Raw genomic sequence first — 13,978 nt, forward strand, 5'->3', positions numbered from 1 at the left:
CAATAAACGCATTAAAGCAAAACTAAAAGGACTTAGTCCTGTTCAGTACAGAACTAAATCCTTTCACTAATATTTTTCTGTCTAACTTTTGGGGTGCGGTTCAATTTTGGAAGCAAGTCTTTTTAAATATCCGCAGGTGCAAAAACAACCTGACCATCTTGGAATTTTTCAATACGAGCGAGTGAAGTAACAGGGACACCTGCATCTATCAAGAGTTGACGTCCGTCTTGGAAGGATTTTTCGATGATGATACCAACTCCTATTACCTGAGCACCAGCCTGTTGGATAATATCAATCAAGCCTTTTGCTGCTTGTCCATTGGCCAAAAAATCATCAACGATTAGAACCCGATCTTCCGGCGACAAAAACTTGCTAGCAATAGAAACGGTGCTGGTTACTTGCTTGGTGAAGGAGTAGACTTCAGATGTCAAGATTCCTTCTGTCATCGTAATATTTTTATGTTTTTTAGCAAAAATCATTGGCACATCTAAACTTTCAGCGACATAAACAGCTGGAGCAATGCCGGATGCCTCAATAGTGACAACTTTTGTAATTTGCTTAGAACGGTATGCTTCTGCTAACACTTGTCCCATTTCTTTCATCAATTTAAAATCAACCTGATGGGTCAGGAATGAATCAACTTTTAAAATATTTTCTCCTAACACCTGACCATCTTTTAAAATACGTTCTTCCAAAATTTTCATAATTCTTCCTCCAAATGATTCCTTGGTGTATTATAGCATTTTTTTATCATAAGCAAAACGATAAACGAATTATTGTTATAAAAACATGTAAAAAAACACGTTAAACGACCAAAAGGCGAACGGAAACAAAAAAATATCGTAGATTGTATTGAAATAAGCGAATCTTTATGATAGACTAAAAAATATTATTTAGGAACAAAAAAGGAGAAACAATGTCTCAGAAAACAACAAATGAACATTCAACAGTAATGCTCTATGGAATTGATGAACAACCGCCAAAAGGCATGGCTGTGTTGCTTGCTTTTCAGCATATCTTAGCAGCTTTTGCAGGCATCATCGCGGTGCCACTTGTCGTTGCAAGTGCTTTGGGGTTATCAGTAGAAGATACTTCTATTATGGTATCGGCCTCAATCTTTGTTGCTGGGATTGCAACTATTTTGCAATCTAAAGGTGTTGGCCCGGTAGGTTCACGTGTCTCTGGAATGATGGGAACGGACTTTACTTTTGCTAATCCAGCAATCAGTGTTGGTAGCCAATTGGGAATTGCTGGTATCGTGGGTGCAACCATTGCGGGTTCATTTGTTGAAATCGTTTTGAGTCGTTTTGTAAAACCCTTGATGCGTTTCTTTCCGCCATTGATTACAGGGACCGTTGTTTCCCTCATCGGTATTACCCTCATGCCAGTGAGTATGGACTGGGCAGCTGGTGGTGCTGGAGCTACAGATTATGCCTCTGTTGAAAATATCAGTATTGCCTTTATCGTCTTGGTCTTTACTCTGGCATTGAATCATTATGGTAAAGGAATGCTGAAAACGGCCTCTGTCTTCTTCGGGATGGTCTTTGGATATGTCCTCTGTATTCTACTTGGAAAAGTAGATATGTCTGCTGTTGGAGAGGCAGCCTGGTTTGCTCTTCCTAAAATTTTCCATTACGGTGTAAAATTTGACCTATCTTCGATTTTGGCCTTTATTCCTGCTTATGTTGTATCCTTGATTGGTACGGTAGGGATTATGATGGCAATTGGAGAAGCATCTAACCAAAAAATTTCTTCTGAGCGGGCAGCAAATGGTGTTCTGGCAGATGGTGTTGGTTCCTTGATTGCTGGTATCTTTGGTGCAGGTCCAAATACAGCCTTTTCACAAAATGTTGGTCTCATTACCTTAACAAAAGTTGCTAGTCGTCATGTCATGATTATTGCGGGTGTTATTCTTACTTTACTTGGTGTCTTTCCAAAATTGTCTGCCTTGATTTCCATCATGCCTCAGCCTGTTCTTGGTGGTGTTGGAATTATCATGTTCGGTTTGGTCGCTGCTCAAGGGATTAAGACTCTTGCAACTGTAAAAATTGGTGACCGTGAGCTCCTAATTATTTCTATTGCCTTTGCGCTTGGTATCGGTGTGACGGTACGTCCAGAATTGTTGAGCCATCTTCCGTCAGCGCTACAAATGGTCTTATCTTCAGGGATTTCTACAGGTACCTTAGCTGCACTGATTTTGAACATGGTTTTAAAAGAAAAATAATATTCAGATAGGCTATCCTCGTGATAGTCTATTCCTATAGATAGTCATAATTTATTAGTATTGGCCGAGAGAATTTGGTTTTTGGTATACTAATAGTTAATGGTGAAAAGGAGGTATAAATGACACACTTTAGAGCAAGTATTGAGCAAGCTGGGCAATTGAATCAGTTCTATCAGGTACAAAATGCCTCTGTAGCAGGATTTTCGATTGGGATTATCACTATTGATTTTAACTATGTCAAGTTGCCGGGTAATGTAGCCAACGCGACTACTTTTTCTTTTCCAGTTGTCTATGAGGATATTGTTTTGGAAATTGAGGATCTGTTCAATGGTGAGGAGAAATTGTTGGGAATGGTCATTGAGGCAGCTAAGAAGTTAGAGAAAAAGGGTGTGCGAGCCATTGTAGGCGCCTGTGGTTACTTTAACCATTTTCAGGAGCAGGTGCGAGATGCTGTAGCAGTTCCTGTCTATTTGTCTAGTGTGCTTCAAATTCCCTTGATTAAAATGGGACTCAAACCAGACCAGAAAATTGCGGTACTAGTAGCAGATGGTGAGGGAGCGAGTGCAGACTTTTTCGCCAAGGCCAACGCTTCCATTTCAGACTGTATTGTCAAAGAGATAGGTAGTCTGGATAGTTTCGCTCCAATTCGTTACAACAAGCCATTTTTGGACAACGGGCGTTTGAAGTCAGACTTAGTAGCAGTTGTTCAGGATTTGCAAGCCAATCACCCAGAAATTGGTGCCATTTTGCTGGAATGCAGTGACCTGCCACCCTATGCAGCAGCCCTTCATAGAGAAACAGGACTACCGGTTTTTGATTTTACTACTTTGATTAACTGGGTCCATTCAGCAGTCGTTCGCAGAGAATTTTATGGATATATGTAACAGAAAACTCCGATTAGAAACATCTAGTCGGAGTTCTTGCTTATTCAGCTTGTTGGTCATGGTACCACTCTCCCCAGTCTGACATAGAGTCGAGGATTGGTTTCAAGGAACGACCTTATATCCTATTGCCAGTCATTCTGAGCAAGGAGAGATAGACGGGAAAATTTAGCCCAATTTAGCCCATATATGAAGTTCTTGACTTACTTGTTCTTATGGTTGATAATAGAAAAAAATAGAGTTGAGCATGTCAATGTTTAAATACCTTCGCGCTGTGCCCCTGATTCTTGTAGCTGGAGCAGTAGTTTATTTTTCAATCATTATCTGTCTGGACAATGGTGACTGGACCTATATTTTTGCTAGAGTGTTCGGCATGGATGCAGAACATGCCAATAATTTGGCCTATATCGCCATAGCTATTCAATCCCTGTTTTTCACCTCAGACTGGTTTTACAAACGAATCCGCACTTTTCTCAATCGTCGATTGGAAAACGCCAAGGGTCTCAATCGGCAAATTTATCTGGGATATAAGGCTGGGATTGAGTTCTTATTGGCCCTTCCTAAACGGCCATCTTATTCAGTTTTTACCTACTTTTGACCATTTTGGAAAAATTAGGTGTGATTAATAGTGCAAAAGACTATGCAGTTGTGGTTATTTTTATTATCGCATTGGATCGTGTGACTAAAATCTGGCCAGAAGAAAAACGACGAATGGTCGAATTTAGCTAGAAAATCAAGAGACGGATTAAGAGTGTAGAATAAGCGGAGAGGTGCATATATATTTTAAGGAGGCGGTTTTGTCTTCTTTTTTTGAAAAAAGAAGACAAAGTGTGAGATATATATTGCATAATGAAAAATATAGTGTATAATGAAGTTATAAAAATGTACAGGAGGATGGCTATGGCATGAAAAATCTTCGTTTAAAGTTAGCGCGTGTGGAAAAAGATATGACCCAAGGGGGCTTGGCGGAAGCTATAGGAGTGACCCGCCAGACCATCGGTCTGATTGAGGCGGGAAAATATAATCCCAGTCTAAGTCTTTGTTTATCAATTTGCCACTGTTTAGGGAAAAGTTTAGATCAATTATTTTGGGAGGAACCAACTAATGAAAAAAATTGTGACTGATGAGCGTGTTCGACAAGAAGAAAACCAAGTCTTTGCCTAGGTAGGCAGGACCATGAATTTTCTTTTGCCCCTCTCATTTCTCATCAAGAGCCTGGTCTTAAAATGGCCTTTTGATACCTATGTTTTTGAACTGTTTGCCATGTTGGTAGTTTCAGTCTATCTCTTTTACGGTTATTGGAGGAAGGGGCTTGATATGGAACGGGGAACTTCTTGGCAGTTTTACCTTTACATAGGAGTGGTAATTGCTGGGACAACGATTTTAATGGCTTGCACCAACTACCAGACCTATGGACAGCATTATTCTGGTGTCTGGGATTGGCATTTTTGGGCGGTGATTTTGATATTCTTTCTTTCTATCACAAGTCTCATTTTCTTACTGGCGAATCTTCTCTCTTGGGCGAATAAGTACCGTCAGAAGCAGGTGGAAAAAGATCTGGTAGATGAACTCGAATAAGCAATCGAGTTCTTATTCTCGCTCTGCCATTTTCCTAAAAAATAAAAATTTTTAAAATTCCTTGCCAAAATCCGAATGATTATGATACAATGAAAAAAGCGTAGGTTTTTAAACTCATCCCGTGAGGTGAGAAAGACAACAGGATAATTCATTAAGGGCCTATGACTATGTAAATTTAGAAAGTCTGGGTCTTTTTGTGTACCCAGAGCGGGAGAATGATGACTACAAAAGCCAACCTTTTGTTTGATGTCCATGAGAAACCAGCTCCTTTTCAAGGGATTTTGCTTAGTTTCCAACACGTGTTTGCCATGTTCGGTGCAACGATTTTAGTGCCTTTGATTTTGGGAATGCCCGTATCCGTGGCCCTATTTGCATCTGGTATTGGCACCCTGATTTACCAAGTAGCTACTCAATTTAAAGTACCGGTTTATCTTGGTTCTTCATTTGCTTATATTTCAGCTATGGCCTTAGCTATTAAAGAAATGGGCGGAGATGTCTCAGCAGCACAAACAGGTATTTTCTTTGTTGGTCTGATTTATGTACTGATTGCAGGGCTTGTCAAAGCCATTGGTACAAAATGGATTGATACTCTATTACCACCCGTGGTTATTGGGCCTATGATTATCGTTATCGGTCTTGGTCTTGCCAATTCGGCAGTTACTTCTGCAGGTTTTGTGGCGGATGGTGACTGGAAAAATGTTGTTGTAGCCATTGTCACTTTCTTGATCGCAGCTTTTGTCAATACCAAAGGGAAAGGCTTCGCCAAGATTGTTCCATTCTTAATTGCCATCATCGGTGGTTATATTGTTGCTCTCTTGCTTGGTCTGGTGGATTTCACACCTGTGCTCGAAGCAGCATGGTTTGAGTTGCCAGGATTCTATTTACCATTTGAAACAGGTGTATTCAAATCGTATAATTTTTACTTCGGACCTGAGATGGTTGCTATTTTACCAATTGCTGTAGTTACTGTAGCTGAACATATCGGTGACCATACAGTTCTCAGCCAAATCTGTGGTCGTCAGTTCTTGAAAAACCCAGGTCTCAGTCGTACCTTGATTGGTGATGGTGTAGCGACAGCTGTTTCAGCTTTAATTGGGGGTCCTGCCAATACGACTTATGGAGAAAATACAGGGGTTATCGGTATGACTCGCATCGCGTCAGTATCGGTTATTCGCAATGCTGCTTTGATTGCAATTGCTTTCTCATTCTTGGGTAAATTTACAGCTCTCATTTCTACCATTCCAAGTGCCGTTCTCGGGGGAATGTCCATCTTACTATATGGTGTTATTGCATCAAATGGTTTGAAAGTATTGATTGAAAGTCGAGTAGATTTCGGTCAAGTTCGTAACTTAATTGTTGCAAGTTCTATGTTGGTATTAGGACTTGGTGGTGCAGTTCTGAGTATTGGTGCAATTACCCTTTCAGGAACAGCCCTCTCGGCAATCGTTGGAATTATCCTTAACCTCATTTTGCCCAAAGCTGAAAAAGCCAAGTAATTACACTCAATTTTGAAGTCAGCTCAGGCTGGCTTTTTTTTGGATTGTGGTATAGTAAAGGGAAAAAGGTGAAGCTCATGAAAGAATTAGCAAAAGAAATGTATAGCAACACTCTTCATATTTGGTATGAGACAGATGTAATGGCAGACCACGAATATGGTCGTATTTTTGATACTAGTTCAGTCAGCTTAAATGAAGTTGCGGTCAGAATACAGGCAGATGTTGTGGACAATCCAAGTGTAGAAGCTATCTATTGGTATATGGGGCAAGGGTTGGATCAAATCGTGCTGATAGCTCGTTACCAAAAAGACAGATTGCAGGTTCAAGTGAATCTCAAGGATTTCGATTTTGCCTTGCATGTAGATGCGATTGAAATATGGAAAAATGACTTAATTGAAACAGTTCAAACAGTTCTTTCGGAGAGATAGCAGAGCAGCTTAGCAATTGCTCAAATCAGTTGACAAAAGCACCGTTCCTTGATAGAATGGATAAGGTCCAAAAGGACAAATCTAGCTTTTTCTTGGTCACGGGTCGCCAACCTGTCACTCGGATTGAGCTCAATAAAAAGGAGTATACATTATGGCAATCTCAAAAGAGAAAAAAAATGAAATCATGGCACAATATGCGCGTCATGAAGGCGATACAGGTTCAGTTGAAGTACAAGTAGCAGTACTTACTTGGGAAATCAACCACCTTAACGACCATATCAAACAACACAAAAAAGACCACGCAACTTACCGTGGTTTGATGAAAAAAATCGGTCGCCGTCGTAACTTGTTGGCATACCTCCGCCGCACAGACGTTAACCGTTACCGCGAATTAATCAATTCACTTGGCTTGCGTCGTTAATTAGCTGGTATAGAAACAAAAAAACACAGCACCAGTATCTTGTATACTGAGCTGTGTTTTTTTTGATGTTTAGTTTTACTGGTAAATTGTAATGTAACTTCAAATTTAGTAATTACAAATATTCAATCTAATATCGGAGCATACGGTCGCCGTCGTCAGGATCGATGCGGGTATCTTCGTAGATGCCGCCGTTGGCTAAAATCGTTTTTTGAGAGCCAATATTCCAGTCGGCTGCAGTAATGAGGACGCGATTGATGCCCAGAGTTTTGGCTTTTTGCAGAGCGAGGGCCAATTGCTCTTTGGCGTAGCCTTTGCGCCGTTCATTCGGATGAATGGAGTAGCCGATGTGACCGGCGATATGGACCAAAAATTCCTGATTGAGATGATGGCGGATATTGCAAATGCCAACCATCTGTTGATCCATTTCACGAATACAAAGAAATGTAGAAGAAGGAGAACGTTCTGTATGACTTGTCCCATAAGATGACACTGCTTTAATGTGTTCTATCCATTCCTTAACTGCTTCAAATTGTTGCAGTTTGCCACCACCATGAAGATGTTCATTGCTAAATGCTTCTTTATAGGCTAAGATTTGGTTCTTCCATTTTAAACTAGGAACTACAAGATGGCAAGTTTCCATTTTCTACCTCCAACTATTTTGAATAGTTTATCATGAGTATGTTTTCTTGTTAAAAATAGTTTCAGGCCTTTATTTCTCTCTAAAATATGATAAAATAAAGTTTAAGCGTGGTTTTGTGCAAAAGAGAGTGAAACAAGCTGTTTGATTGTCTTTTGTAGAAAACACGCAAGAAAAATTTCAGAAAAAAACAGGAGACAATTCATGTCAAAACAAGTATTTGAAACGGTTTTTGCTGGCAAGAAACTAGTCGTTGAAACTGGTCAGGTTGCCAAACAAGCCAATGGTGCAGTAGTTGTTCGTTATGGAGATTCAACAGTATTAACTGCAGCTGTTATGTCTAAGAAAATGGCAACTGGTGATTTCTTCCCTCTCCAAGTTAACTACGAAGAAAAGATGTATGCTGCTGGTAAATTTCCTGGCGGTTGGATGAAGAGGGAAGGACGTCCATCGACGGATGCTACTTTGACAGCTCGTTTGATTGATCGTCCGATTCGTCCAATGTTTGCAGAAGGTTTCCGTAACGAAGTTCAAGTCATTAACACAGTGCTTTCTTATGATCCAGATGCATCTGCTCCAATGGCAGCCATGTTTGGTTCCTCATTGGCATTAGCGATCTCAGACATTCCATTCAATGGCCCAATTGCTGGTGTTCAGGTTGGTTATGTTAATGGCGAATTGATTATTAACCCAGATCAAGCTCAACAAGAAGCATCCCTTTTAGAATTGACAGTTGCTGGTAACAAAGACGCTATCAACATGGTTGAATCGGGTGCCAAAGAATTATCAGAAGAAGTGATGTTGGAAGCACTCTTGAAAGGTCATGCGGCCATTCAAGAACTCTTGGATTTCCAAAATCAAATCGTGGCAGCAGTTGGTAAGGAAAAAGCAGATGTGGAGCTTCTTCAAGTGGACCCGGAATTGCAGGCTGAGATTGTTGCAGCTTACAATGACGATTTGAAAAAAGCGGTGCAGGTTGAAGAAAAATTGGCCCGTGAAGATGCGACCAATGCCGTTCGCGAGACTGTCATCGCAGCTTACGAAGAAAAATACGCTAAGCACGAAGAATTTGACCGTATCATGCGTGATGTCCATGAAATCTTGGAACTCATGGAGCATGCAGAAGTTCGTCGTTTGATTACTGAAGACAAGGTCCGTCCAGATGGTCGCCGTGTTGATGAGATTCGTCCTTTGGATGCAGAAGTAGACTTCTTGCCAAATGTTCACGGCTCAGGTCTCTTTACCCGTGGTCAAACGCAAGCCCTTTCTGTCTTGACCTTGGCACCAATGGGTGAAACCCAAATCATCGATGGTTTGGATGATGAGTACAAGAAACGCTTCATGCATCACTACAATTTCCCACAATACTCAGTTGGCTCAACTGGTCGTTACGGTGCACCAGGTCGTCGTGAGATTGGTCACGGTGCTCTAGGTGAGCGCGCTCTTGAGCAAGTCTTGCCTAGCTTGGAAGACTTCCCTTACGCTATCCGCTTGGTGGCAGAAGTCTTAGAGTCAAACGGTTCTTCTTCACAGGCATCTATCACAGCTGGTACCCTTGCCCTTATGGCAGGTGGTGTGCCAATCAAGGCACCCGTTGCAGGGATTGCTATGGGTCTGATCTCAGACGGTACCAATTACACCGTCTTGACCGATATTCAAGGTCTTGAGGACCACTTCGGCGACATGGACTTCAAGGTAGCTGGTACTCGTGACGGTATCACAGCCCTTCAAATGGATATTAAAATTGACGGTATCACACCACAAATCTTGGAAGAAGCCTTGGCACAAGCTAAGAAGGCACGTTTTGAAATCCTTGATGTCATCGAAGCGACTATCCCAGAAGTTCGTCCTGACTTGGCACCAACTGCACCGAAGATTGACACTATCAAGATTGATGTGGACAAAATCAAGATTGTTATTGGTAAGGGTGGTGAAACCATCGATAAGATTATTGCAGAAACTGGCGTGAAAATCGATATCGACGAGGATGGTCTTGTGGCGATCTTCTCACCAGACCGTACTGCAATTGAGCGCACAAAAGAAATCATCGCTGGTCTTGTCCGTGAAGCAAAAGTGGACGAAGTCTTCCAAGCAAAAGTGGTTCGTTTGGAGAAATTCGGTGCCTTTGTCAACCTTTTTGACAAGACCGATGCCCTCGTCCACGTTTCTGAAATGGCTTGGACACGTGTCAATAAACCAGAAGATTTGGTTGAGGTTGGCGATGTTGTAGATGTTAAGGTGATAAAAATTGATGATAAGGGACGTATTGATGCTTCTATGAAAGCCCTTCTACCAAAACCAGAAGGCTACGTGGAACCAGAAAAACGTGAACGTCCAGAAAAACCTAGTCGTCATAAAGAACACAAAGAGAAAAAAGATAATAACTTTGGTGAATTTAAATTTCATAAAGTAGATAAAAAATAATGGTGAAGTAGGCAAGTCCCGAAATGGACTTGTCTTCTCGCTAGAAGGAGAAGTCATGGGTTGGTGGAAGGATACCATAGAAATTGTAAAAGAAAAAGATCCGGCGGCACGGAACTCCTTGGAAGTCCTTTTGACCTACCCAGGAGTCAAGGCACTGGCTGCTCATCGTCTCTCTCACTGGATGTGGCAAAATGGTTTTAAATTATTAGCTCGGATGCACAGTCAGTTTTGGCGATTTTGGACCAATATTGAAATTCATCCAGGTGCAGAAATTGCCTCGGGAGTCTTTATTGATCATGGTGCAGGATTGGTAATTGGTGAGACTGCAATTATCGAATCTGGTGTAATGTTATACCATGGAGTAACTCTTGGAGGAACAGGGAAGGATACAGGGAAGCGCCATCCAACAGTTCGAAAAGGGGCACTCGTTTCTGCTCATGCCCAGGTGATTGGCCCAGTTGAAATCGGAGAAAATGCGAAAGTAGGTGCTGCTGCTGTTGTCTTAGCAGATGTTCCAGCAGATGTGACAGTTGTCGGTATGCCTGCTAAAATTGTCCGTGTTCATGGGAAAAAAGATGAGCAAGCCATTCATGATATGGAAGGCGGTCGTGAATACTACACAACCAAGCTAGCAGAACTGAGAGAAGCTAGCCATCGCTCCTCACATTTGTAGAGTTGATTTATAGGTTTAAGGTACAAGATTCGGAGGGAAAATGCTACTAGAAGAATTTGAAAATACCTCTGCGGTCATTGAACCGACAGATACCTCTATTCGGGGTGGTGGTGAAACCTGTAATACCTTAATTCTGTCATTTAATGGAGAAATCATTAAGAGAGTTGCCGAGTTAGAAAATGTATATGAGGGTGGAGCTCTTCACAATCTAAATGGCCGGTTGCCATGGTATATTTATGAAGAAAGTGGAGTGAGAGTTGGTGTCATGTTAGCCTCAATTGGAGCTTCTATGATTGTTGGGAACCTAGAAGAATTGAAAGCCAAAGGGTTTCAAAATTTTATTGTATTTGGTACTTGTGGAGTACTGGATCGGTCTATTGCAGTAGATAAGATTATTCTACCAAGTTCAGCCTTACGTGATGAGGGAACTAGTTATCATTATGCACCAGCCAGTGATGAGATTAGCTATCATTCGGAACTATTATTGACCATGGAAGAAGCCTTGGATCAAGCAGGAATTGAACATGTTCGGACTAAGACATGGACGACAGATGCATTTTATAGAGAAACAGCAGCTAAGGTTAAACGACGCCTAGCCGCTGGTGCCATGGTGGTCGATATGGAGGCCTCTGCTATCATGGCCTGGGCAAACTTTCGTCAGGCCAAGGTCTATCAATTTTTCTACACGGCAGACTATGTGGATCACCACAAAAATGAATGGGATGTCCGTCGAGAGGAACGGACGGCTGACAGTATGACCTTCTTTGAAGTGGCCATGGCGATTGCAAGAAAATTAGAAAGTAGATCATGTTAAAAAAATTAGTAAGACAAAATTGGCCTTATGTGTTGACCGCCGTTGCTGGGACAATCATGTTTATCCTTAAATTTTCACAAGGTAATTGGCAGGTTGGGATGATCTGGTTGGCAGCGACAGCTTATTGGCTAGTAAAATTATATCAAAAGTATCAAGTCCTAAAGAATATTCAGAAGTAATGGAGAAACTATGATTAAAATTTACGATACCATGACCCGCAGTTTGCGTGACTTTGTGCCCTTGGAAGAAGGTAAGGTTAAAATGTATGTTTGCGGACCAACGGTTTATAACTATATTCATATCGGTAATGCACGAAGTGTGGTAGCTTTTGATACCATCCGCCGTTATTTTGAATACCGTGGGTTCGATGTGACCTACATTTCTAACTTTACGGACGTGGATGATAAAATCATAAAGGCTGCAAATGAAGCTGGTATGACAACAAAGGAACTTTCTGATAAGTTTATCGCAGCTTTCAAGGAAGATGTGGCAAAGTTAGGTGTCAAACCAGCTACCAAAAATCCTCGTGTTATTGACTACATGGATGAAATCATTGATTTTGTGCAGGTCTTGATTGACAAGGGGTACGCCTATGAAGCTTCTGGCGATGTTTATTTCCGTGTTGAAAAGGCAAGGAATTATGCCCGTTTGGCCAATAAAACTTTGTCAGACTTAGAAGCTGGAGCATCTGGGCGTGTCGATGGAGAGGGGCAGTTGAAAGAACATCCATTTGACTTTGCCTTGTGGAAATCAGCAAAGCCAGGAGAAGTGTCATGGGAAAGTCCGTGGGGTCACGGGCGTCCAGGATGGCATATCGAATGTTCGGTTATGGCAACAGAGATATTGGGAGACACCATAGATATTCATGGTGGCGGAGCAGACTTGGAGTTTCCGCACCATACCAACGAGATTGCCCAATCAGAATGTAAAACAGGACAGACATTCGCAAATTACTGGATGCACAATGCCATGCTCAATATCAATGATGAAAAAATGTCCAAGTCATTGGGGAATTTTTTAACTGCACATGATATGTTGGAGAAAATTGATGGACCAGTTTTACGATTTTTCCTTGCGACTCAGCACTACCGCCGACCATTGAACTACACGGAGAAAGCTATCTCCGATGCGGAAACTAATTTAAAATACTTAAAAAACACCTATACTCAACCAGTGCTGAATGTGTCTGAACACACAGTATTGGCTAAACATTTAGCGGCGTTCGAGACCGCAATGGATGATGATTTTAATGCTGCAAATGGCATTACAGCAATTTTCGACTTTGCCAAATGGATCAACTCTGGAAACTATGATGCCATTGTCAAGGAAGCTTTTGGAAAAATGTTGGCAGTCTTTGGAATTGTCTTTGAGGAAGAGGTCTTAGACAGTGAGATTGAAGCCTTAATTGAGGAGCGGCAAGTAGCGCGTGCCAATAGGGACTTTGCAACAGCGGACCGTATTCGGGATGAATTGGCGGAGCAAGGGATTAAATTATTAGATACAAAAGATGGCGTGAGGTGGACACGTGACTAGTGTAGTTGATGTGAACCTTATCAACGGAATCGCTCTTGCTTTTGAAGGTGACGCAGTATATTCTATGTATATCAGGCGACATTTGATATTCAAGGGATTGACCAAGCCCAACAAATTACACAGTGAAGCAAATAAATACGTCTCGGCAAAGGCACAGGCCAGTCTTATCGTAGCTCTCTTAGAAGCTCAGCTATTAAATGAGAAAGAAGAAGAAATCTATCGAAGAGGTCGTAATGCAAATAGCCATACAAAGGCTAAAAATGCAGATATTGTGACTTATCGTATGTCTACAGGTTTTGAGGCAGTTTTGGGCTATCTCCATATGACAAACCAATTTGGACGACTCGATGAGCTTATCTCTTGGTGTATTGAAACAGTAGAAAACAAATCCATATAAAGAAGATAGTCTGATAAGATTGTCTTCTATTTTTTTTATCAGATAAGATTTTGAACAGAATTTACTCTCCCTGCTAACTGAAATTCTCTAGTAGAACCATACTTCTACCACCGTAAAATAAGAAACAAACATAGCTCTAGCTTCAACCAGTAGACATGAACAATGATTACTCTAATTCCTACATTCCATTACCTATAAAAAAGTTAATATATAACCACTGTTTATTGAATTGTCACTGAATATAATCTTTGCTATGACACTCTGATTTTTCAACTCTAGACGATTTACTGAATCGTTAAAAATAAAAAAGTGAAAAAAACAGGAAAAACTACTTGACAATGATGGATAATATTTGATAGAATAATTGAGTTGTCTCGCAAGACTAGTCAGCTTAAAAAAAAACGAAAAAAGTTTGAAAAAGTAGTTGACAATAGTAATTGAAGATGATAGAATAATTGAGTTGTCTCATGAG

16 protein-coding genes and 1 pseudogene are annotated in these 13,978 nt (G+C 41.0%); 15 read left to right on the plus strand and 2 right to left on the minus strand.

The window, feature by feature from the left end; genetic code table 11:
* A partial coding sequence (locus ACPC58_RS10735) for an IS3 family transposase (protein WP_154231347.1) occupies positions 1-70 on the plus strand: 70 nt, incomplete at its 5' end.
* Positions 71-122: 52 nt separating this feature from the next.
* Here the strand turns inward: ACPC58_RS10735 and ACPC58_RS10740 are convergent.
* Positions 123-704: a xanthine phosphoribosyltransferase gene (locus ACPC58_RS10740; RefSeq protein ID WP_024396644.1), complete on the minus strand. Its 582-nt coding sequence runs from the start codon at positions 702-704 to the stop codon at positions 123-125.
* 212 nt (positions 705-916) lie between these two features.
* Here ACPC58_RS10740 and ACPC58_RS10745 point away from each other — a divergent pair, with 212 nt between their 5' ends.
* The 8 genes and pseudogenes from ACPC58_RS10745 (at position 917) to rpsO (ending at position 7,028) form a co-directional block, all read left to right on the plus strand.
* The gene (locus ACPC58_RS10745; RefSeq protein ID WP_274504503.1) at positions 917-2,224 is read left to right on the plus strand and encodes a nucleobase:cation symporter-2 family protein; all 1,308 of its coding nucleotides are present in this window, start codon (positions 917-919) and stop codon (positions 2,222-2,224) included.
* A 119-nt stretch (positions 2,225-2,343) separates the two neighbouring features.
* The gene (locus tag ACPC58_RS10750; protein WP_274504504.1) at positions 2,344-3,108 is read left to right on the plus strand and encodes an aspartate/glutamate racemase family protein; all 765 of its coding nucleotides are present in this window, start codon (positions 2,344-2,346) and stop codon (positions 3,106-3,108) included.
* Between the two features lie 250 nt (positions 3,109-3,358).
* Positions 3,359-3,834: pseudogene (locus ACPC58_RS10755) on the plus strand (hypothetical protein).
* 176 nt (positions 3,835-4,010) lie between these two features.
* Complete coding sequence (locus ACPC58_RS10760) at positions 4,011-4,229, plus strand: helix-turn-helix transcriptional regulator (protein ID WP_174846672.1); 219 nt, start codon at positions 4,011-4,013, stop codon at positions 4,227-4,229.
* A 52-nt stretch (positions 4,230-4,281) separates the two neighbouring features.
* Positions 4,282-4,683 carry a DUF6773 family protein gene (locus ACPC58_RS10765; protein ID WP_434065977.1) on the plus strand — a complete coding sequence of 134 codons (402 nt, stop codon included), beginning with the start codon at positions 4,282-4,284 and terminating at the stop codon, positions 4,681-4,683.
* Between the two features lie 218 nt (positions 4,684-4,901).
* Positions 4,902-6,179, plus strand: a complete 1,278-nt coding sequence (locus tag ACPC58_RS10770) for a uracil-xanthine permease family protein (protein WP_277837415.1) — start codon at positions 4,902-4,904, stop codon at positions 6,177-6,179.
* 77 nt (positions 6,180-6,256) lie between these two features.
* On the plus strand, positions 6,257-6,607 hold the full coding sequence (locus tag ACPC58_RS10775; protein WP_434065978.1) for a hypothetical protein: 351 nt from the start codon (positions 6,257-6,259) through the stop codon (positions 6,605-6,607).
* A gap of 151 nt (positions 6,608-6,758) precedes the next feature.
* Positions 6,759-7,028, plus strand: a complete 270-nt coding sequence (rpsO, locus tag ACPC58_RS10780; protein WP_024391455.1) for a 30S ribosomal protein S15 — start codon at positions 6,759-6,761, stop codon at positions 7,026-7,028.
* 127 nt (positions 7,029-7,155) lie between these two features.
* Here the strand turns inward: rpsO and ACPC58_RS10785 are convergent, their stop codons facing one another.
* The gene (locus tag ACPC58_RS10785; RefSeq protein WP_434065979.1) at positions 7,156-7,668 is read right to left on the minus strand and encodes a GNAT family N-acetyltransferase; all 513 of its coding nucleotides are present in this window, start codon (positions 7,666-7,668) and stop codon (positions 7,156-7,158) included.
* A 201-nt stretch (positions 7,669-7,869) separates the two neighbouring features.
* Between ACPC58_RS10785 and pnp the strand changes: the two genes are divergently transcribed.
* From pnp to ACPC58_RS10815, 6 genes are read left to right on the plus strand one after another with little or no spacing between them, the layout of a single operon-like run.
* Positions 7,870-10,089: a polyribonucleotide nucleotidyltransferase gene (gene pnp / locus ACPC58_RS10790; RefSeq protein WP_434065980.1), complete on the plus strand. Its 2,220-nt coding sequence runs from the start codon at positions 7,870-7,872 to the stop codon at positions 10,087-10,089.
* A 55-nt stretch (positions 10,090-10,144) separates the two neighbouring features.
* The gene (gene cysE, locus ACPC58_RS10795) at positions 10,145-10,762 is read left to right on the plus strand and encodes a serine O-acetyltransferase (protein WP_217374588.1); all 618 of its coding nucleotides are present in this window, start codon (positions 10,145-10,147) and stop codon (positions 10,760-10,762) included.
* Between the two features lie 40 nt (positions 10,763-10,802).
* Positions 10,803-11,576, plus strand: coding sequence for a nucleoside phosphorylase (locus ACPC58_RS10800; protein WP_277845265.1), 774 nt, complete (start codon positions 10,803-10,805; stop codon positions 11,574-11,576).
* On the plus strand, positions 11,570-11,755 hold the full coding sequence (locus ACPC58_RS10805) for a hypothetical protein (RefSeq protein WP_277837410.1): 186 nt from the start codon (positions 11,570-11,572) through the stop codon (positions 11,753-11,755). The genes ACPC58_RS10800 and ACPC58_RS10805 overlap by 7 nt, the downstream gene beginning before the upstream one ends.
* A gap of 10 nt (positions 11,756-11,765) precedes the next feature.
* Positions 11,766-13,109 carry a cysteine--tRNA ligase gene (gene cysS, locus ACPC58_RS10810; protein WP_434065981.1) on the plus strand — a complete coding sequence of 448 codons (1,344 nt, stop codon included), beginning with the start codon at positions 11,766-11,768 and terminating at the stop codon, positions 13,107-13,109.
* On the plus strand, positions 13,102-13,506 hold the full coding sequence (locus ACPC58_RS10815) for a Mini-ribonuclease 3 (protein ID WP_434065982.1): 405 nt from the start codon (positions 13,102-13,104) through the stop codon (positions 13,504-13,506). Before cysS ends, ACPC58_RS10815 begins: the two co-directional genes overlap by 8 nt.
* Positions 13,507-13,978 lie beyond the last annotated feature (472 nt).

This window comes from Streptococcus sp. VTCC 12905, assembly GCF_049893385.1.
GTDB lineage: Bacteria > Bacillota > Bacilli > Lactobacillales > Streptococcaceae > Streptococcus > Streptococcus suis_AA.